Here is a 21,109-nt window from a genome sequence, read left to right on the forward strand (position 1 = left end):
GAGACTCGACCCCGAGGTATTTGACACTAACACCCGGAAGATGCCATTCACAATTGTTTAAGAATCCAGTCTTGTTCTGTCTGAATCGCTGTTCCAAGTTCAGCAACAGCTGATAAGACAGGGTATCGAGGAACTCCCTCTACCGAATAAAGATACACATAAAACCCCGTATTATTTGTTCTATCGGTTGAGGTTTCACTCACTTTTACTGGAGGATCTTGTAATCTCTCTTGTCGTTTTTGCGCAATAGTATCAACGTCAGACTCGAGATCGCGGAGAACACACAACACGTCAAATGCTGCCTCCGATCGATTTCGCTCGACGCTCTCGAGGTGGGCACGGAGTTTCTGTTTACGCGTCTCGATCATTTCAAGATCTGTCTGAGCGTCAGTAAGTGCATCAATCTCGGTTGCGATTGCTTCTAGTAGGTTTGTGCGACTGTCGATCGCTTGCTGACTCCGTTCAACGAGCGCACGTTTTGTAGCTGGGACAAGGACATTATTCGTGGCTAGCGAGGTAGCGATATCTTGTCCAAGTTCAGCAGAGAGGCTTTCAGTGAGCGTTTCATCATACTCGTCTCGGTAATGTGGAAGTGATTGGACGGTCTGTTTATAACCCGATAGGACGCTTTTTAGTGTTGCGTCCTGAGGATCTGAATCCGTAATCGTTGGGTGTTTGATCCCACTTAGATTCGGTGCCGACTCAGATGATGAGTTAGTTCCAACTGTGTTAATTGAACGGACATAATGTAAAAACGTCTGGAAGGCATCTCGCTCTGCAACCAACCGGTCGCATTCGTCTTGACACGCTTCAATTCCATCTTGCACTTGTCCAATCATAAGTACTACTGTGAGTCCAACTGAAAGAAGTCCGACACGATCTGGAGCACATCAATCACCAAGCTTTCCGTACAGTAACATCTGAAAGACGTGTCGGCGACCGGTCTGTCTGTCAGGTAAAATGGCATTAGCACCTGCTATACGGCCAATTCATAGTTTTGATCACACGAAATATATATTTTGTTGCTACCGTCATCTTGTCGTTGTTTTAGATCACATTCAACTCAGATGAAAGAGCGTGTCAATATGCAGGGGGTGACAGGCTACAATTTCACTGTTTGAAACTTGGTTTCACTATCTGCTCCGATTGTTGAGTGTACTAATTTAAATCCTTGGCTACAAAAGTTCGCCGTATGCAACGGACACGGCGCGAGCTATTAACTGTAGGAGCCGTTGCCGCTGGGTTTAGCGGGTGTCTAAGTGTTGAAGGTGTTCGATATCCCGATGAACTCCCTGACGAAAATGAAACGGACGGGACAGATGGTTCTGATGAGCGCCCTGACGGTGAATCGTCTGTTCCACACTCCGAGATAGCGGCCGCGACCCGCGACATTGTTACCGACACAGTTTGGTTTGCAACCGTGTATCGAAAAGCGATCGACACGTATCGTGACGCGACCGCTGACATCCTCACCGCGGTTTCCTCGATTCGAGAACAGATCCGGGACCCAAGTGACCCAGCCACCGAGATGGTTACACGGCTCGAAACGGTCAGCTATGAGGCGGCTGAGCGGGCGGCAGCAGCGCTTGAACCGCATTTTTTCCCCCGTGAGCTCATCCAGTCGCGGATCGATAGCCACCTCCCAGCTTTGTTTCGATCAGCTCGACGGAACGACGCTGATCGGTTTGTCGAGGAACTCAACCGAGTCTCCCGGACGATTTCACAGATTCGCACACCAATATATATCAACGGGACGTTCTCACGGGATCCAATCCACAATCGACTCCTTGACCGTCTCGCCCCAAGCAACGCATCTGAAGTCCTCGTGGAGCTGGCAGTACCAGCTCACCGGTTCACAACGGTTGCACATCGTCCGTATACTGACGACGATCGCTTCCCGCCAGAGTTCACTGCGGAGCCGCTCGCTCAGACTCGACGAGATAAGCTACGGAAGCGTCTGGGGCCAGTTGTCCAAGCACCTAACCGCGTCCGCGAGGTGTTCTACACGGTTGCACCGCGCCCGTCAGCTACTGATCGGGCTGCGGATGCGTTTTCGGGGTCTCCGGGTGATCTTGACGTGGTCCCTATCTACGTCCAACAGTACGCAGATGTTGACGCTGCGGCTGACACAATGGAGACCGTCCTCGAGGCTGGTGAAACCGACGGTCAGGAACCGCTCTTGCCCGAGACCGAGGCGGCCGACGATGCGGCTCGTTGGTACCGATACTACCATCGTGAGGCGCGAAGCGACCGAACTGACCTCGATCGGTTCCCCGGCGTTCAGTACGGCTACTTTCTGCAGGCTGGCGAGTTCCTTCTTGCCACGGGCTTTTCTGGCGATGCATGGGAAGAGCGCCCACGCTGGCAGGGCCGACTGTCCGATGTATGGGTGACGATATGACTCGACTATCCTCGCGGCGGCAGTTCCTTGCGGCCGCCATCCCTATCGCACTCGCGGGATGTCTCGTGGAGGGCGAATCGAACGCGGCCGATCAGACCAGGGAGACGGCCAACGGTGACCAAACTGCGGAGCCGACACCGGCGACAAGCGCCGAGTCGACCACGGGTGAGACAAACGACGGGCCCGGTGACGGGGGGTCGAACGGGGATACAGCCGGCGACTCCAGTGAGGCGCTGCCTGACCCTGCTGGGATCACGGTCGAAGAGACTGAGATTGTTCGGATTGTTGAGTCGAATCTGCTGTCGCAGGTGGTGGCTGACATAACTATTCGCAACACCGGCGAGCGCACGTACGGTACGCTCGAACTCCGGGTTGACGCCTACTACGAACCGCCGGAAGACGACCGAACGTACCACCCACCACGGGTCAACGAGCGGACGGCTATTGGGCGGACATACGTTGAAGACGAGTTCGAGTCGTTCGACTCCGGGACGCAGACCTTCGAGGATGTGGTGGTGCAGTACGACGCTGAGGACGCCAATGGTTCAACCGATCCGGCCGAGTTCGAGTTAGAAATCGTGGTCCGCCGTGCGGAGCCGTTGTAAACTTTCCATAGTCAAAGCCGTGATGGACGACGGACTCATCATACGACTACAGCGGCAACACCACCACCCAAGATTGCGAGCCCCCCCAATCCGAAACAGACCGCCCAGAATGGGACACGGTCGACGAATCGCATTAACGCACCAATGGTCAAATACCCAACTACGCCGCTTACTGCGAGTGCTACCCCAGCAGCGATCGGCGTAATCCCCGGAAGCCCGCCTGCGCCGACGAGCGTCAGGGCAGCGGCACCGAGACTCGCTGGAATTGAAAGCAGAAATGACAGTCGAAAGGCAGCCGGTGGATCATAACTCCGAAATAGAAGTGCACTTGTCGTGACACCTGAGCGTGAAACACCGGGGAGAATTGCTATTCCCTGTACGGCGCCAACAAGTATGGAATCAGTGAACGTCGGTTTCTCACGACCGCCAAGTCCGACCGACTCGGAGGCCAACTGGATGCCACCAGTAAGAATAAGCAGGACGCCGATTCCAGCGATGAACACCCCACCCGTGAGCTGACCGGCAATATCAACCGCAAAAACGTACAGCGGAATCCCGACGAGACCGGTACACAGTGAGGCGATCCCGATGTATGAGACAATCGCAGACTCACCCTCGTATGCGTGTGATGGCCGCCAGCCGGGTGTTGCACGAAGCGCAGCCGCGACTTCGTCTCGATAGTATGCCGCTGCAGAGACTGTCGTTCCAAGCTGTAAGAACAGCGCAAGCTGAACGGCCATAGCGGGACTAGTGCCAAGAAAGGTCAACACGAGTGCGAGATTACCTTGGCTTGAGACAGGCAACCACTCAACGATGCCCTGGACAACCCCCGCGAGGATGGCAACTGTAATCTCCGTAGTAATCACTACACACATCAGGTTTGCGAATGAACTTAAACCGATTCGTTTGTCGGTCAGCTACAGATCCTTGAAGAGAGCCAACAGTTTTAGCTTGTGCGGCGCGGTTAAGATTCATCTCTTGGCGGCGATTCCGGTTTAGTTGAGTGCTCGCTGGACACAGCCGTCGCATCCGTCTGATCTGGCCGATCGTGGGGCAGCCCACCGCTATCAATTTCTGTATCAGACGAGTCGGTCTGAGTAGGCGGGTCAGGCGGTTCAAGCGCTGCAACGAGCAGTTCGACTGGTCGTGTCTCACGAAGTGTATCCCAGCTACGGCGGTCGCGGGTTACAGCGATGCCAGCGAGAACGGCACCGAGTCCGACAGCTAGCTGCGTTGTTGACATCGTGTCGCGCATAACGCCTATCAGTGTGATGAGGAGGCCGCCAATCGCGAGACTGACTCCGCCAGCTGCCAGTGGTGCAGCGTATACCATCCGAAATCCTCTCTGTGTAACACGCAGCACCCCTGCGTTTTTGACCGCGGGCCGTAGCCGGTGTATGACGATATCGAGCAGCCGAAGGATGGGGCCAACAGTCCACGTCTCGCGGAGGTCGATCACAATCACCTCTGGGTCGGGCTCAGCAGTCAGCCACTGATACAGAAACGACGCCTGGACGACAGCCACAAGGCGCCGCCAGAGTGTGGCAACGCGTGAGTTACGCGCCGCTTGCCGGAGTGTTTGGGTGGTGTCTCCAGTGTCAGTGCTGGTGTCCATACCGGGAGTTACTGTGTGGCCATGACGACTTCCGCTTCGACAGTTACCGTTCCGAGATCGAGTACAACCGTCGATCCCTGCCGGAGTTGGTCACCTTTGAACGTGAGTCCGGCGGGCGTCTCGCGTAGCTGCAGGTCAGCCGTAATTGTGACATCACGGTTGACCGGATGGTCGGCAACGTTGATGCTTCCATCTTCACCCGTCGCGATAATAAGTGAAGGCTCGGTCTCGACGTCGGTAATGCGGGCCACGGTCGTATCTCCGGTGCGTTCTATCATCCCGGGCTCGATTGCATCGGCGTAATCTTCACGAACATCTTCCATCCGGAGCGTCACTGTCCGTGTCGTCATCGCGCCGAGGCTCCCATCACCACCGACCTGTTCGATCTGCCCGTCAAGCACATACTCCTCTGTTGGGAGTGTAATCGTCTGGCCACGACGGAGCGGCTGACCGCTGAAGCGGCGTTCTCCCTGTTGGTGGTGTGCAGTAAGCGAGACGGCTGCGAACACACGCCGCTTGGTGGTATTAGTTGCATACGTGGTGACATCCTCAATTTGGGCTACAGTCCGGCCGGCGACGCGAATTTCATCGCCCGGCCTGATTGCCTCGGCTGTTCCTGCATCAAGCTCTGTCGTGAGAGTGACGCGCTGCTGTGATTGCGTCAGCGCATCAGATTCACCAACCTCACGAAGCTGGCCGGTCACGGTGTAACGGTTCGTTTCGAGCGTCAGACTCCGGCCAAGTCGCGGTGGGGCTCCAGCGTACACGAGGTTGTTCTGATTGTTGAGCTGCCCTTCCAATGCCACACGGAGTAGGACTCTCGCGTTCCCGTCTTGTGGTGTGAGATGGACGTCTGTCACCCGGAGCGTCGAGGAGCCGTCGGGTTCGTAGGTGTCGCCCTCTTCGATTGCGTCAACAATGTACGACTCTTGAACGCCCAGATCTAGCGTGGCGTACGTCGTCTCGGTGTCGGGGGCAGGGGCAGGATCATCGGAAAGTACGAACGCGGCCCCCGCGACCACAACCGCAACAATAACCAGCACGACAAGCGCGTCGATGACGTTTACCGCGCCGAAAAGTCGGCCATCGTCGTCGATTAGCTCCATGCGAGAACCTCCAGAGGCTGCATTACGATGTGGGTGTGTCGGGCAAGACAAAAACGTACCTGTTTGCCAAGAGATAGACGCCACACCAGTTGGTGTGTCGCTCCGACTAATCCACACTCTTTACACTTAGGACGTGAATTCTCACGCGAGATGGGTCGGATCCGCGTGCCGCTGGTTCCACGGACGCTGCGGTGGGGAGTAGTCATTGCCGTCGCAGCGATGATTCTGTATTATTCGGTGTTTACCCCACCAGGAAGCGGCGCGATCCGAACCGGGCCGTTTGGAGTCTTTGCGTACGGCGTGTGGCTGCACGGACTCGCATATGCCGGGCTTGCGATCACGCTCGCATACGCCGTTCAAGACAGGCCATGGCGAGACCGCACAGTTCTCGTCGGTGTCTTTCTCATGGCAGTTGGCTACGGAGTGGGAGTTGAACTGCTTCAATCAACGCTGGCGACACGGACGGCTGCTTTCGACGATATTCTCGTGAACGCGGTCGGTGCCGGCGTCGCCGCGGTCTGTTGGCGGGTGCTGACACGTCGGGTCAGGTTCTATCGCGCGCAGCGGTTGGCAGAAATCGAAATGCCGGTCTGAGTTTTCTCCTACGACTTCACAGTGGGTGCCGAAGTAGCTGAGTCGTTGTTTTTGTTGTTGATGACCTATCCGTGGCATGATTCACGCAATCGTCTCTGTCGCGGCCCATCATTATCTCAATTTTGATAATTATCGCAGTATATTCTTATACTCTACTACATCAACAATAGTACACAGACGAGTTTATCAGTGTAATATGACCCTCCACATCACGCAACTACTCCGAGAAATCACTTACAGGCACTTGGCGACTGCTTTGTGTGTTATGTGTCTCTTACTCCTAGCCGTGTATACGGGGGCCGGGTCTGTAACAGCAGAGGGGACGACAGTCAACATGACTATAAATAATGAAGATGCTACGGATGAGGCCGAATTGGTAGTCTTTGAAGACCCGGATACAAACATTACAGTCACGGCAAATACTCCGATAGATTTACTCGAAATTCGTGTTAATGGTGACATCTACCGTTCATACCGGCCAAACTCCACCCAGTTTGACCGCTCTCTTACACTTGAGTTAGACCCCAACGAGAATACAGTTGAGACAATTGTCAAAACGGACGGGCTAACAACCATACAAACCTCCGTAACGAAGCATACAGCCGCGCCTCGTGTGCGATATACTTCGCCGTTCTCGACAACCGTCAAAGGGGGGCCAAATAGCACAATAAACGTGACGAGTGGACAGGTTGCACTAGCTGGTGATTTCCATACGATGTTGGATGTTGAGCGGGTTCGGATTGAACGAACCACTAACTACGGACCTGGTGAAAATAGTTCTCAAGTCGATCGAAGAATCCATCGTATTTCGAATCCTGGGGATTCATTCTCTCAAGAATTGTTACTCGCAAACGGAACGAACGATATTGTTGCGGAGTACACGGACAGTCGAGGCCGCACAAACACCGATCGGTTCTCGATTATCCTCGACGATGAAACCGACCCGCAGATTGAGTTCACAGCCGAAAATGAAAGCTATACTGACACCGCGCACATCAGTGGAGTAATCCGGGATGAGACTAAACTCACACGCGTTGAAATAAACCGGACCTCCAATAATGGGTCACAGGTACTGCTGTTGAGTGGAAACGCAAAGCCAAACCCAGATATGCTGAGATATGAATTTGATACGACAGTAGATCTATATGATAATAACGAGGACAACGAGTTTCAAATCACAGCAGAAGACGCTGCGGGGAACATCCGGAATAGGACGCTCTCAATTCGGTATGAGCCTGAGCCAGATGTGAGTGTTACAGAGGCGACTACTAATGTAGAAACAGAAACAGTCCGTGTTACCGGGACAGTTTCGGAAGCAGAGATTAGTCGGGTTACGGTTGAGACAGTTGATACACGCACTGGTGAACGGACTGACCTCGTTCGGCTGTATGACGCAGGGAGATTTACTGATAAAGTAAATATTGATCAAGAGCTCAAAGCCTCTCCTGAGAATACACTGGTATACGTGTTGGTTAATTATCGTACTGGAGAGTACTCAACAAAAATCACTCCAGACGTATCGGACACACAACAGGACACAGACGCAGACACTGACACAGCATCTGCTACTACCATAAACTCAACAAATTCTACGGAAACGAATACCACGATACAGAACGCACGTAGTGAGGACACACGTAACAAAAGCGTCAACGATACAGAGAGCACTGGCGAGGACGGGCCACCATCGGACACTGGACCAGAGTCTCCGACGCTTCTCCCAATCCGCACACGTGATGCTCTTGGTGGAATCGTCGTTGTGGGAGGGACTTACTTACTTGGACATTGGGTCTGAGTTAACTCGACCTGCTACAGTCGGAATAAGAGGTAGGACGGAACGTCTCGCCTAGGTTCGAACGGGCTCAGTCGGTGGTCGACTCCCACAGCGTGCCGACTCGCTCGTCAACCCACGGGAGCACAGTCTCCTCGAGAACGCGCGTGAGATCCGTCGCGTAGTTCCGGTCGACCGCGGCAGCCGTGCCCGCGTCCGGAAGCGGATGGTAGTGATCCCGGGCGTTGTGTGGCTGGTCGTGCCGGTCCCATTGACACCCTCGTCGGACGCCGGCGTATGTCTCGTGGTACGAGACGTGAAAGTCGCTGTTCGTGTACGCGCGAATTTCGAGCGAGACGTCGTCGAGAAGCCCGAGAACCCGCCAAGCAATCTGGTTATGACCGGATTCTGCACCTTCTCGCCCGCCATCTTCCACGCGTGTCACCTCGTCCAACCATCGAACCGCGACGAGTACGAGATCAGCGACGCCGTCGACCTCCTCATCCAGTCTGGTCGGACCATCGACGCCATCGGCCTCGACGGCTGGCGCATCGACGTGGGGTACCCCAAAGACCGTGACGAGGCCGAACAGCGTCTCACTGGTGGCTCACAGAGCGGCGGAGAACAGAGTACAGACAGTACGGCCGAATCTGACGACTGAGCTCCGGTCACCCCAAGTGACTACGCAGTTCCACACATTCGTTCGGTCTCAAGTCCACAACTCACCGTGTCGTTAACAAAACACTCGACACGGTGGGGTGACAGAAACACCAACTTCTCATTCTGTAGGCGTCCCGCGGATCGTCGCCACCACATCCAGTCCGACCTTCCAAATCTGGCGAACGACGAGTTTCAGATCGTAGGTGAACGACTGCTGTTTGACGTACTGTAGATCATATCGTAATTTCTCTTCGGGGTCCGTACTTTTTGCGTCGTTCACCTGCGCAAGCCCCGTCAGTCCCGGCTTGACGAACCAGCGTTTACGCCAGGACCGTTCTTGGGCCTCTAACAACGACTCTTCTTCAGTCCACACGGCACGCGGCCCGACGACGCTCATGTCCCCGACAAGGATCGACCACAGCTGTGGAATCTCGTCGAGATGCGTCTGTCGCAACACCTTCCCGACTCGCGTAATCCGATCATTCACCTCGTCATCGACCGGCTCGACAGACTCTCTCTCAGGGACCATCGACCGGAACTTGAACACCTCGAACGTCTCCCCGAACACCGCTGTGCGCTCTTGACTGTACAAGATCGACCCACCGTCATCCAGTTTGATCGCGACCACGATTGCACCGATGACGGGGCTCAACGTCACCAAACCAACCGCCGCAAACACGACGTCAAAGCCACGCTTGAGGATGTGATCTTGGATGTCCCACGGCTCGACATCGACACTGACCAGCGTTCCGACATCGTCGTCGGCAGTCAACACCCGGTCGGCGTGGTCGCGATGGACAAGCGCGTCAACACCGTGTTCGTAACAGGCATCAAGTGCACCGAAGAACTCGGCCCGGTCTGTGTGCTCGAACGCCAGAACCACTGTGTCAACGTCACACTCGACCAGCACGTCCTCAATGCGAGAGAGCCCACCCAGTCGATCCAGCCCCCCGAGTGTGAACCCACCGTCCGCGACAGCCGTCACCGGAGTTGACGACCGCTCAGTTAGAAACACACTCGTGGGACACAGATGTCCGAGCAGTGGCATCTCGATATCGTTCGCGAGGCGCTCGATCTCGCCCGGGTCGTCGCCCACGATGATTGCGCGCTCGGCGTCACCACTTGGCCGCCCTCGGATCCAAACAAACCACGCAGGTAGCATGACGAGCAACAGCGGCGTGATCACGATGAGCGTCGCCCGCGGGAGTCGATACGTGTAATCGAAGTAACCGATTGCGGCGAGCGTCAACACGGCAACCATCACCCGCTTTTGCGTGAGTGCGACTGTGTCAAGAATGCGCCGCGGCCGGGGTTTGTACAACGGCAGAAACGCCGCCGTGACGATGAGGACCGTCGTCGCCATCTCGAACACAAACTCGGTGCCCATCGGCGCGTCCACGGCCAGCCGACCGATCACTGGTAACTGAGTGAGCACCGTGTGGACTACGGTGCTGTTTGCGACTGCAACCGCAAGGGCAGTAACGACTGCGACGCCGCCAACGCTGCGCAGTCGATACTGCCACCCGGAAAGCATTAGTCGTATGTAAGGACGAGTCTATATAAATGAACTGCGATGTCGGTGACAGCAGCGTGGTGCTGTGTGAATTATTCCACTGTATTTCGCTCTCCGGTTGCTTCGGTCCCTGTGTTGCTCCTCGATGAAGTGGACTTGGCACATATTTTTTAATTTACTAGGAGAATGTGATTTGCCGGTCACGGTCTCTGCAAGGACAAATCATCTACTGTGATTTCAGGTTCCTCCGCGCGGTCCGATGCGTTCAATGATAAGTACCCACCGTCAGGCGTTATTGTCTCAACCTCGATCGAGAAGCGCCACTAATCTCGTGAATCGCCTCGGGGTCAAGCCCCGAGGCTTCCCGTTTCCACGACATGACTTGCAGACACGGACTCGAAGTGAGTCGTGTCCGTAGCGGTCACAGTCTCCACGGGCGTGTCTTCGGGCCATCCCAGCCCTAATTCAGCAAAGCCTCTCTGTAAGACGTTCATCGCCGCATTCGCGTCCCTGTCCGTCTCAAATCCACACGACGGACAGGAGTGTTCCCTGACCCAGATGGGTTTCGCTGTCTCCACACCGCACGACGCGCATTCTTTGGTTGTACCTCGGGCTTCGACCTGCACGACGTGACTGCCGTACAATTCTGCTTTGTATTCGAGCAGGGTGATGAACTGTCGCCACGCCGCATCCTGCTTGTTTCGAGTGTTGTGCGACTGTTCAAGCATCCCCTTCACGTTCAGGTCTTCGACGAATACGGCGTCGTACTCGCGGACAAGCCATGTCGTTATCTTATGCTGGTAGTCCAGCACCTTCCGGCGAATTCGACACTTGAGTTTGGCAACTTCGACTCGTTGTTTCTCGTAGTTGTTCGACCCCTTCTCCTTCCGAGATAACTTACGCTGTTCGCGTCCGAGTCGCTCGTAGTCGTTTTCGAGGTCGAGCCACTCCACGGGTTTGCCGTCGCTAGTGTGGATGTAGTTGAGTATTCCGAGGTCGATGCCGACGCTGTTGCTCGCGTCCAGCGATTCCACGTCGGGTTTCTCGGGGAGATCGGCGTCGTCGGTTTCGAGGCCGAAGGAGACGAACCACTCGCCAGTCGTCTCCTTCTTGAACGTGATCTCTTTGATGCTGGCGTGGTCGGGAATCGGGCGGTGGTAACGAATCTTCATCCAACCGATTTTGCTGAAGCGGACGTACGCGAACCTGTCTTGGCCCCTCTTTTCATCGAGGTCGAAACCAGACTGGTTGTACGTGACGCTTCGATAATCGGTGGGTGCTTGCCGTTTGAGCCGACCAACGTTGTATCCCTTCTCTTTCTTCTTGCGAAGGTTCGAGAGGTTCCGATAGAAGCGTGCGACGGTGGCTTGGGCGGCCTTCGAGTGTAGTTTACTGAAGACGGGCCACTCTCGCTTCCAGTCGGGAAGTTTGTTGTTCTGGTCGTACTCACTCGGCTTATTGTCTTCCGGGGCTTGTTCGTAGTCCCAGCGGACGTGGTTGTAGAGCTGGCGATGAACATCTAGATGGTGTTCCAGTCCAGCCGCTACCTTTTGTGTCGGGTAAGCGTGGTAGCGGTGACTGTGTTCCATCGCTGTCTATTGATTAGTGATGTGTTCATTTAGTGGTTTGTATCACGAGTTGTCGGCTTCATCTCCGAGGTCAAGCCTCGGGGTATTCGCCTTGTCCGCCGATAAAATTGCCCAACACGATACACAGCGAATGCAGAGAACACAATGGGGGTCTCAATGAAGAAGATCAAGAGTACCTCTTCACGCGTGAACAGCCCGGTGATCGCACTTCTGTTGACACTAGGCACCCCCGCGAGAACAATGGGGATGAACAGGAACGTACTGAACATCAACGCGGCCGTCAATCGCGTGTACGGCCATAATCTGTCGCCGCTATCTGTCGAAGACACCAGGCCCCCACCTCCGAACTGATTTCGAGGTCTGTCGACGGCTGGGTGAACGTCTCGCAATCCTGTTTGGCCCATTCTTGCGCGCGTCGCACGCGATCGGTCGCAGATTGGAATTGGCCGTGATCGCCGTGGTCTTCGACGTAGCGAAGACGGCAAAGCAAGCCGTCCATATTCGCGTTTCGGATGCCCAGACTAGGACGCCGGTTCATCTTGAACACCATCGGTCCATTGGCCTCATCAAGGACTATGCCAACACCGGCGAATCCAAGCCCGCTGGAGATCGCAGCGCAAGAGGCCATCGCGAGCACTGCTTCCCACTCCGGAATGGCGAACTTGATGTGGCCCCCCGTATCAGGATGAGACTGAATGAACGTATCGCGAGTCTGCTGGTAGCCACCAGACGCTTCGCCAGTGAGAATATCGATAACGACGGCAACAGCACTGGTATAGATGTTGGCGGTCCCGTTTGATTCGCTGGCAGTAGTGGCGGTTCGCTGGTGAGCGGTCGTAGGACGTAGCGTCAACCGCGGCGTGTTCGGAAAAATCGTGCAGCTGCGCCGACTGGCGCAGCAGCACTCGACAGACGCTCATGCTGATCCGATCGAACGCCTTACACAACGTGCGTGGATAGGGGGGGAGGTCGGCTGCGCTGAGGCAGACCTCTCTGGTTATTTGTGGCATCTCTTTGAACAAGTCGATCGTCATGCGGTACAATGTATCGAGGAAAATCCGGGTACAGTGGTGGAATGGAGTGCTTAATCGGCGGTAACTCTTTGAGCAACCGGCACACCCTTTCCGATGAAGCGAGAGATTTGGGTAGACAATTGAAGTCACCCGTTTCAGACACTTTGATTTAGCGGCCTACCCCGCTGCTGTATAGCGATTCAACACAGCCCAATATTCTCAAATACCACTGAAACCGCCGCTACCAGCGCAACGCCAGTGACGCTCACGAGCCAATATCGGCAGCCGGTATTCATCATCAACGAGTTGGTACGAACATCTCGTTAAGCACTATGCTTGTCTGGTCGGGGGAGCCGAGCGGGGTTGCGGCCCCTTAGCCCATACTGCTGTCCGCTCTTGTGACCGAAACGATAATCGGCACCCCCACACACAGAATGAACAATGCCCTCGCCCGAGGAGACAACTGCAAACGCCCGGGCGTTTCTCGACGAACACCCTCAAGCCGAGAAACCGCTCGAAGCACTCGTCGAGCGTGACGCCCGCGGCGAGCCGTGGACCTTTGATCAAATCGATCTCGACTCCGGCCGGTTTGGAGAACTTGTATCTCGTGACCTCGCGACCAGTGTAGATGGTGGCTATCGGCTGGAACATCCCGATGCGATCCGAGCCGCCATTGAGATGGAGTCTGACACACTTGATGACGCTCATCTGTCGACATCTGAACAAGCAACGACGCGTCCTGACCCCGGACCAGCTCATGATACCAACAGCGACGCGATATCGAACGTTACTACCCACACTTCTGTCGATCCATGGACTACACTCGGACTTATCGGGACACTCCTCACAGTTGCCGTAGCGCGGCTCGTAGCTGCCCCTGCTGTGTTTCGTAACGGATTCATCGTCTCCCCGAGCAACGACACGTACTTTTTCCGCTACTGGCAGGAACGACTCGCGGCTCGCGCGGACGGGCTCTTTGATCTTGGGCTGTTCGCAGACATGGGCGGCGCCGCGAGCACTCGCCCGCTCGCGCACGCAACGAACTGGTGGATAACGGTCCTACTCGGCGGTGTCGACGCCGCGCCCGCGGTCGCCGCGTGGCTTCCGATCGTCGCATCTGTTTGTCTGGGGTACCTCGTCTACCGGACCGCGCGTCTGCTCACCGATGACGTTCGCGTCGCGCTCGCCGCGGTGCTGTTCTACGGGCTCGCACCAGTCAACGTTGTGTATACGTCTGTTGGCTTCCTTGACCACCAGGCACATCAGTATCTATGGCTCGGCTTGCTCGTCGCGGCGCTGACCACGCTCGGGGTCAACGTCGCCCGACGGGACAACAGTGATCCACAGGCGACCGCTCGCGATCACGCACGCGATGCGCGAATGTGGTTCATTGCGCTTGCGCTTGCCGTCGCCGTGGCGGCGTCCGCGCACGTATATGGCGGCTCGCCGCTCACGTTCGTCCCGGTTGCGGCCATCGTCGGGCTCCGCGTCGCACTCGACGTTCGGCACGGCCGCTCTCCAGCCTACGCGAACGCGCCGCTGATTGCTGGGCTCGCGCTCGGCGCTGTGGGAGCGGTCGCCGCACACGTCGTGTTAGGCTGGCACGAGTCGATCGCCGCGGTCACGCCCACCCTCGTCGCGGGCGGGGCGCTTGTCGTTGCCGGGCTGGGTGAGTTGTGGCGTCGCGTCTCATTGCCGCCGCTGGGGCTCATCGCGGGCGAGGTGGTCGTCGCTATCAGCGGACTTGTCACCTACGCGCGCTTGCGCCCGAGCGACATCGACCGTATATGGACGCGCGCCGATGATCTGTTCTTTCGTGAGGGGATCTCTGAGACGGTCTCGCTTTTCTCGCCGGACTTCGCGGTGGTTTTCGGGCCGCTGCTCCAGCTCGGGCTCGGATTCTACTTCGCAATTGCCGTCCTCGTGGTCGCGACATGGGGCGTCGCGCGGCACGACGAGCCTGGGTGGCTGGTTCTTGTCTGCTTTGCGTGGTACTACACACTGCTTGCGACGATTCAGGTGCGGTTCGCCGGGCAGTTAGCGATCATGATCGCTCCGTTCGCGGGGATTGGCCTCGTCTATCTCCTGTCGGTAATCGATATCGCGCGTCCCGTCGTGGCTCTCAGTCAGGACGATGAGAGCAATACCACTTCTCGGCCAAGTCGGCATCAGGGCGATGATAACGTAGAGGATGGGCAGTCGATCACGTCGCTTGCGGTTCCGGAGAAGACCCGCCTGCGCGGGTACCTCGCCGCGACGGTTGCGCTCGTGTTGTTATTCAACCTTCTTCTCGTCCCGTCGCTCGTCGGCCAGACGACCTATGACCGCGCGCAGTTCGACGCCACCCAGGCGATTAGCGCCCACGCCGAGCAGGCCGACCGCGAGTATCCACGCAACTTCGTGTTGAGCCAGTGGGGAGATAATCGAATGTACAACTACTTCGTGAACGGTGAAGCCCGAAGCTACGGCTATGCACGAAGCAACTACGATCAGTTCCTTACCGCTGCGCACCCAGACGACTGGTACAACCGCTTTCAAGATCGTGTCGGATACATCGTCGTTACCGAGCGTGAAACCACGCCGCCAGCGGGGTCTACCTACACTTCGCTCTATAACGGGCTTGGTATCGGTATCAACAACACCGCCGCAACCAGCCATTATCAACTGCTCACAAGTACGGAGGGTGTCCAAACGTTTGCGGTCGTCCCCGGCGCGACGATCGAGGTTTCTGAGCCCAGTTCTGTCGGCGCCGCAAACGGGACGGTGACCGCATCCACCACCGTGACAGTTCCCGATTCGTCTCCCGAAGCCGCATCTAACGGCACAACGTTCGAGTACATTCGTCGCGCTGTTGTCACGAATGGAACCGCAACGATCCGGGTTGCCCATCCTGGGGAGTATCAGGTTGGTTCCCAATCTGTGACCATACCCACTGACGCCGTCCTCAGCGGTAATCACACAGTAGTCCGGGCGAATTGACTCCAGCATCTCTGTAAAGAGGAATTCCGCACGGTGGGCATTTTAGGCTCGGTGTCCGGTCACACAACACGAATGACGCCGGAAGACCGGGCTCGACACGGCCCGATCACACGGATCATCTCGGTCTTTGAGACCCTTTCATATCAAATTGATATCTACTCCAAATTCTGCCCGAAGCAGATTAATACGTCTGGGACCACACAGATGGGCGTTCAATGTGTTGTTTTATAAGACTTACACAAAGCGTCATAAGCCCCACTCGCAACCAGTCCATCTACATACGGCTCAACGAAGAGGTAGCCAATGAAACTAGCCACATTGAGAGTCGGTAACGCTGGAAGCAAGCTCATCGACTAGATGACTGAGTTTGAGTTCGAGACGGGTCGCAACCTGTGCCGCCACGCAATTGCCATTAACACGGCTCAAAACAGATCTCGCCAAACCACAGCATCTTGATGAGGACCGTCGCGTACTGATTGGCGACACGCGCCAGAAAGCCCGTGGGCACGGTGTTGGTGGTGATGCTGAGATTGGCGCGGAGGTAGCCAAAAGGGATATCGATGAGATCCGACGCGTCTTCGACGACGTTGAAATCCACGAGGTCGACGCTGCCTTAGTTGCAGCCGGGCTCGGTGACGGAACTGGTAGTGGCGCTGCCCCGGTTGTCATGGAGGGGCTACAGAAAATGTATGATGAGCCGGTGTATAGACTTGGAGTGTTACCTAGCACGTACAGGGACGGTCGGCCAGGACTTAATGCTGCCCGCTCGCTTCAGTCATTCGTCACCAAGGTGACAACTTCATCGCATTCGATAACGACGCGTGACGCTCTCACGGTCAGACAATCGAACAGGGCTACGAGGACATGAACGAAGCGCTTGCAACACGCATCGTCACCCTACTTGTCGCTGGCGAAGTTGATGAGTCAGTGGTTGGCGAAAACGCGATGAATACAAGTGACATTACCCGAACGCTTGATACTGGCGGAGTCTCCTCAATTGGGTATGCTTCTACTGACGTTACGCCTGCGAAAGAAGGGTTGGCTCATTTCAAAGAAGCCGAGGAGCCGCAAAGCGAGTCAACAGATGCTGAAAAAATCAATCTGATTGATTGGGCGCGCAACGAACTCCCGGCTCACCGTTCCGTGTGATGTCTTGAGTGCGGACCGTGCGCTGATCGTGTTTGCTGGGCCGCCGGATGTGATTTCTCGGAAGGGCGTGGAGTCTGCCCGCGAATGGCTTGAGGAAAAGGCTGACACTGTTGATGTCCTTGCTGGTGACGACCCTCGCCCGGACTCCTCTACGCTTGCGGTAGTGGTGTCACTCTCGAATATAACTGACACGCCACGAATCAGTGAAATCCAAGACAAAGCTGTTAACGCGGAAAATAAGATTCGAGAACAGGATGCAGTTCGCAAAGGATAAATTCGTCATTGATTACCGATGACGGCAATGATCTGGACCCGATTGTCTGAGCCTATATGTGGCCAGCGGCCCGTCCCACAGACGGAACACCATCTTGTTAGCCGCCATCGCTTTCGGCTGCTGCTGAACTCATGAAACTAGCGGTTCTTGGGGTTGGTGGCTGTAAAGCCCGACTTGTTGATCAGTTCGTCCGTGCTGAACATCGCACCGGGGGTCGGTGACTGCTGGAAACGTACTCGCATTTCACACCGAATCACAACCACTCGCGTAGACGACAGCCCTCAGGTCTGACGGAGACACACATCCGGCAGTGTTACACGTTTCTTATCTCCTATACCGACACGGACTTACCCAAAGTGGATTCTGACCTGTCTTCCTGTCAAATTACTGTTTGAACATTCCTGGCCGCCGACAGCACCGGATTTCAGATGAATCTGTCACTGAGTACACCTACGTAGAGGAACCAATGTGATCAATAGTTGTCCTCTCAGTTGTTGATTCTAAGATTGGTGGGCTGTTGAGGTCCGCTTGTCGTTGTCCGTGCGAATCCTGCAGATATCACCCATGGCAATGATTGGTTCCCCCTTTGAGAGCTTTCATAAGTTGTTGAGCAACCTTGTGGAGGCTGTAGTCCTCTTTTGCGCTTCCCCGCCACTGATGTGCTTAATTATCTACTCTCCCTGTCGGAGGATGGCCTTCCCGATAGACTTCCTTAATTGGTTAGACCATTCGTAGGGAGGAGAGTTCGTCGGCGTAGATTGTGGCGCCGCAGTCGGAGAGAATGGACAGGTAGTGACCCCACCGTACGTCCAACTAATGCCTCCTCAACGTGAAGAAGTAGGGTAGAATTGAGACCTGGACTGCGACCCACAGTCACGGTCGGCGGCTATCCAATGACCACCCCAATTTGGAAAATGGAGTCTGACTGCCTTAGACTGCCATGTGTGTCATTCTCACTGAAGCAGATCCACACAAAGCATATATATGCGCCACATTAAGGTTTGTTTGCGAACCCCTGCTCAATGCGAATGCGACATGGGAGCGAGTAATCTAACCCGAGTCCGGTCGTGCCCTCGATGCAGTGTTGGTCGACGACGAACGGGCGAGTAAGGCGCGGACAAAGCACACTGTCGCGATGCAGACCAAAAGAACATACAATGACAAACGAAAATAACACACGCACGAAGGCCAATGCGGTCTTCTTCAGCGTCCTCATGGTAATTTCCATGGTGGCCGTTGGATTTGCGGCTGCACCTGCTGCTGCGGTTAATGCAGACGATGCAGAGAATCGTGATGAGATAACAAATGGCGATCTTGACGGAAGTATCGCAATCACAAGTGGAAATACGGTCTACCAAGGCGAAGAAAACCTTGCCTTTGTTCGCCCTAATGGCGAAGAAGTCACGGCCAGTGATCTAGAAGGTACTTCCGGAAACCGAGAAGGTACTCCGTTGCAGATGCCTATTCCAGTAGACCAGGAAACTGGTTCCTACGCGATAGGTGGCCCGGACGCAGCTGACGGGGCGTTCAACGTAACGGTCGTCACGCCTCGGATCACCACCGCGGAGGTCCAATACGAGAACAGCGATGTTGAGCAGATTTCCACTGAGAACGCGAAAGATCTCAGCGTTTACGCAGAGTGGAACTTCGACGACGCTGAAAATCTGTCAGTGTCTGTCGAGGATCCGTCTGGTGACGAGATTACTGGTGAGGTCCTCACAGATGGAAGTGAACTCAACAACAGCGGCGATAGCGTCCCCCTCGACCTGAGCACCGAAGATGCCGGTGAATACAGCGTCATCTTCGAGGGTGCCAACAATCTTGACCAGAGCAGCGTGGTCCAAGAGTACACCATCGAGACCACCTCACAGGATCAGCTTGCGATCGACACTGCAGAGGACTCTGTCACGCGCGGTGACAATCTCCAATACACCCTGAGCGGCGGAACGAATGGCGTCGAACACGTTGTTGGCATTGACGCAAGTGACTTCCGCGACGGTGTCAGCTTCGACAATGCGGAGGACATCTTCCGTAACGTTCAGGATGTCAACGCCACTGGCGTCCACAACAACTCTGAAACGGGCAACATGGAGTACGCGTACGCCACTGTCGAGATTGATGGTACGCAGGGCGTTGGTTCTATCGAGACAGCGTATCTCGATGACTCCTCAATCGATATCGATGTCTACACCAACTCAACTCCGAATGACGCGAGTGACATGGTGTCTGCAGACGATGTCAGCTTCGATGTCGAAGAAGGTGAAGTTTCCCTCAACAACCCGACCGATACTTACACGGTCGGCTCTGAAGTCAACATCAATGGGACTGCCCAGAGCGCCGACGAAGTTGCGATCTACGCTCGTGACAACAGCGACTGGGAACTGCTTGACATCGACGGCGAAGATGGCGACGTTGAGGATGACTACATCTCCGTCGACTCGGACGACACGTTCGAAGAGGAAGATGTCCGGCTCTCGTCGGCCAGCAACATCTACTCTTTCGAGGGTCAGTATGACATCGGTGTCGTCGATACCTCTGACCTGAGCAGTGCCGATGTTGGCGACGCCAGCACACTCACCACATCGCAGTTCAGCAGTGCATCGAGTGCTCGGTACACGCTCAGTGTCCAGCCCGGTGATCTGACCGCCAACTTCGGCACGATCAACGGACAGATAGACGACGTTGATTCCGAAATTGACGTTGAGGGTACTGCAGCGGGTCAGGACGAAGTGGTCATCGCATTCGTTGGTGAGCGTGGTGACACGGTCACCACGACCGCAACCGTTGACAGCGATGAGACATTCGAAGAAGACGATATCGACATCAGCGACATCTCCCAGGGTTCGGTTACTGGTCACGTGATCTCACCCGGCCGTGACGGTGAGTACGGTGACGAATTCGGGACTGATGCGCAGACCGTTGCCGGCAAGATTGCAGACTTCGGCGACGGTAGCAGTACCGGCGACCAGATCCGCAGTCAGATCCTCTCGAACACGGTCGAAGACACTGGGAGCGACGACCTGATCGTCAACCAGAACTTCCGGCTGAACGATCCGACGCTCTCGATCAACGATGTCTACCCTGAGCAGGCAGAGGCCTCGGGCATCAACCCGGTCGCGACCGGCGAGACGCTCGTTGTCGACGGTGACACCAACCGTCAGCCCGACAACGCGGCGATCACGCTCGAACTCCTGACGCAGGAAGATGACTCTGTTGCGTCGGCTTCCACCGACGAGTGGGAGAACGACGGCCAGTGGAGCGCTTCCTTTGACACATCTGACGTTGAGACCGGCACGTACATCATCGAAGCTGACGATGGCGAGAGTACGGACCGTGTCACTGTCGAGATTGTCGAAGAGCGCCAGACTGACGACTCCGGTAGCTCCGACGACTCCGGTAGCTCCGACGACTCCGGTAGCTCCGACGACTCCGGCAGCTCCGACGACTCCGGCAGCTCCGACGACTCCGGTAGCTCCGACGACTCCGGTAGCTCCGACGACTCCGGTAGCTCCGACGACTCCGGTAGCTCCGACGACTCCGGTAGCTCCGACGACTCCGGTAGCTCCGACGACTCCGGCTCTGAAGACGGAACGCCCGGCTTCGGTGCCATCGTCGCGCTCGTCGCCCTCATCGCGGCTGCGCTGCTCGCGACCCGTCGCAACAACTAATATAGACTAACTACCGAGCGGACCTTCCGTTCGGCCTTTCGCAGTTTGCGGCTTCATTTTTTGCCCGATGTGACGCCCTGAGTGACTCTATTACTACGATTACTGTGGGATTTCAGAGAACCGAATAGATGCCTTGCAGGTTAGCGCAGGGATGAATTCGAGGCTACCTCAT

General features: G+C 55.8%; 13 protein-coding genes and 3 pseudogenes. 8 read left to right on the plus strand and 8 right to left on the minus strand.

The annotated features are described in order from the left end of the window. Positions 1-47: 47 nt before the first annotated feature. Positions 48-839: a hypothetical protein gene (locus DOS48_RS18825; protein WP_127117221.1), complete on the minus strand. Its 792-nt coding sequence runs from the start codon at positions 837-839 to the stop codon at positions 48-50. Between the two features lie 353 nt (positions 840-1,192). Here DOS48_RS18825 and DOS48_RS18830 point away from each other — a divergent pair, with 353 nt between their 5' ends. Both DOS48_RS18830 and DOS48_RS18835 read left to right on the plus strand, forming a co-directional pair. Next, positions 1,193-2,401, plus strand: coding sequence for a hypothetical protein (locus DOS48_RS18830; RefSeq protein WP_127117222.1), 1,209 nt, complete (start codon positions 1,193-1,195; stop codon positions 2,399-2,401). Next, positions 2,386-3,006, plus strand: a complete 621-nt coding sequence (locus DOS48_RS18835; RefSeq protein ID WP_168654247.1) for a hypothetical protein — start codon at positions 2,386-2,388, stop codon at positions 3,004-3,006. Before DOS48_RS18830 ends, DOS48_RS18835 begins: the two co-directional genes overlap by 16 nt. A 38-nt stretch (positions 3,007-3,044) precedes the next feature. Here DOS48_RS18835 and DOS48_RS18840 read toward each other — a convergent pair whose 3' ends face one another. From DOS48_RS18840 to DOS48_RS18850, 3 genes are all read right to left on the minus strand, one after another. Then, positions 3,045-3,881 (minus strand): undecaprenyl-diphosphate phosphatase, encoded by an 837-nt coding sequence (locus DOS48_RS18840; RefSeq protein ID WP_127117224.1) that lies wholly within the window; start codon positions 3,879-3,881, stop codon positions 3,045-3,047. Between the two features lie 89 nt (positions 3,882-3,970). Next, positions 3,971-4,531, minus strand: a complete 561-nt coding sequence (locus DOS48_RS18845) for a hypothetical protein (protein WP_210755403.1) — start codon at positions 4,529-4,531, stop codon at positions 3,971-3,973. A gap of 98 nt (positions 4,532-4,629) precedes the next feature. Further along, a complete protein-coding gene (locus DOS48_RS18850) occupies positions 4,630-5,727 on the minus strand; it encodes a DUF4330 family protein (protein ID WP_127117225.1) in 1,098 nt (365 codons plus the stop codon). Positions 5,728-5,877: 150 nt separating this feature from the next. Here DOS48_RS18850 and DOS48_RS18855 point away from each other — a divergent pair, with 150 nt between their 5' ends. From DOS48_RS18855 to DOS48_RS18865, 3 genes and pseudogenes are all read left to right on the plus strand, one after another. Continuing rightward, positions 5,878-6,321, plus strand: a complete 444-nt coding sequence (locus DOS48_RS18855) for a VanZ family protein (RefSeq protein WP_127117226.1) — start codon at positions 5,878-5,880, stop codon at positions 6,319-6,321. Between the two features lie 196 nt (positions 6,322-6,517). Further along, positions 6,518-8,116: a hypothetical protein gene (locus tag DOS48_RS18860; RefSeq protein WP_127117227.1), complete on the plus strand. Its 1,599-nt coding sequence runs from the start codon at positions 6,518-6,520 to the stop codon at positions 8,114-8,116. A gap of 190 nt (positions 8,117-8,306) precedes the next feature. Beyond that, positions 8,307-8,753: pseudogene (locus DOS48_RS18865) on the plus strand (UTP--glucose-1-phosphate uridylyltransferase); the annotation flags it as partial. Positions 8,754-8,870: 117 nt separating this feature from the next. Here DOS48_RS18865 and DOS48_RS18870 read toward each other — a convergent pair. The 4 genes and pseudogenes from DOS48_RS18870 to DOS48_RS18885 form a co-directional block, all read right to left on the minus strand. Further along, positions 8,871-10,286: a sugar transferase gene (locus DOS48_RS18870; protein ID WP_127117228.1), complete on the minus strand. Its 1,416-nt coding sequence runs from the start codon at positions 10,284-10,286 to the stop codon at positions 8,871-8,873. A gap of 326 nt (positions 10,287-10,612) precedes the next feature. Beyond that, the gene (locus DOS48_RS18875) at positions 10,613-11,854 is read right to left on the minus strand and encodes an RNA-guided endonuclease TnpB family protein (RefSeq protein ID WP_127117229.1); all 1,242 of its coding nucleotides are present in this window, start codon (positions 11,852-11,854) and stop codon (positions 10,613-10,615) included. A gap of 280 nt (positions 11,855-12,134) precedes the next feature. Then, a complete protein-coding gene (locus DOS48_RS18880) occupies positions 12,135-12,707 on the minus strand; it encodes a sugar-transfer associated ATP-grasp domain-containing protein (protein WP_244629369.1) in 573 nt (190 codons plus the stop codon). Further along, positions 12,655-12,924, minus strand: a pseudogene (locus DOS48_RS18885) (IS5/IS1182 family transposase); the annotation flags it as partial. The gene DOS48_RS18880 and the pseudogene DOS48_RS18885, both read right to left, overlap by 53 nt. Before the next feature lie 384 nt (positions 12,925-13,308). Here DOS48_RS18885 and DOS48_RS18890 point away from each other — a divergent pair. The 3 genes and pseudogenes from DOS48_RS18890 to csg all read left to right on the plus strand — a co-directional run bounded on the left by DOS48_RS18890 (position 13,309) and on the right by csg (position 20,937). Continuing rightward, positions 13,309-15,846: a hypothetical protein gene (locus DOS48_RS18890; protein WP_127117230.1), complete on the plus strand. Its 2,538-nt coding sequence runs from the start codon at positions 13,309-13,311 to the stop codon at positions 15,844-15,846. Between the two features lie 357 nt (positions 15,847-16,203). After that, positions 16,204-17,319: pseudogene (locus DOS48_RS29630) on the plus strand (tubulin/FtsZ family protein). 1,107 nt (positions 17,320-18,426) lie between these two features. Further along, the gene (gene csg, locus DOS48_RS18900) at positions 18,427-20,937 is read left to right on the plus strand and encodes an HVO_2072 family ArtA-dependent S-layer glycoprotein (protein ID WP_158283834.1); all 2,511 of its coding nucleotides are present in this window, start codon (positions 18,427-18,429) and stop codon (positions 20,935-20,937) included. The last annotated feature ends 172 nt before the right edge of the window (positions 20,938-21,109 follow it).

Source organism: Halorubrum sp. PV6 (assembly GCF_003990725.2).
Taxonomy (GTDB): domain Archaea; phylum Halobacteriota; class Halobacteria; order Halobacteriales; family Haloferacaceae; genus Halorubrum.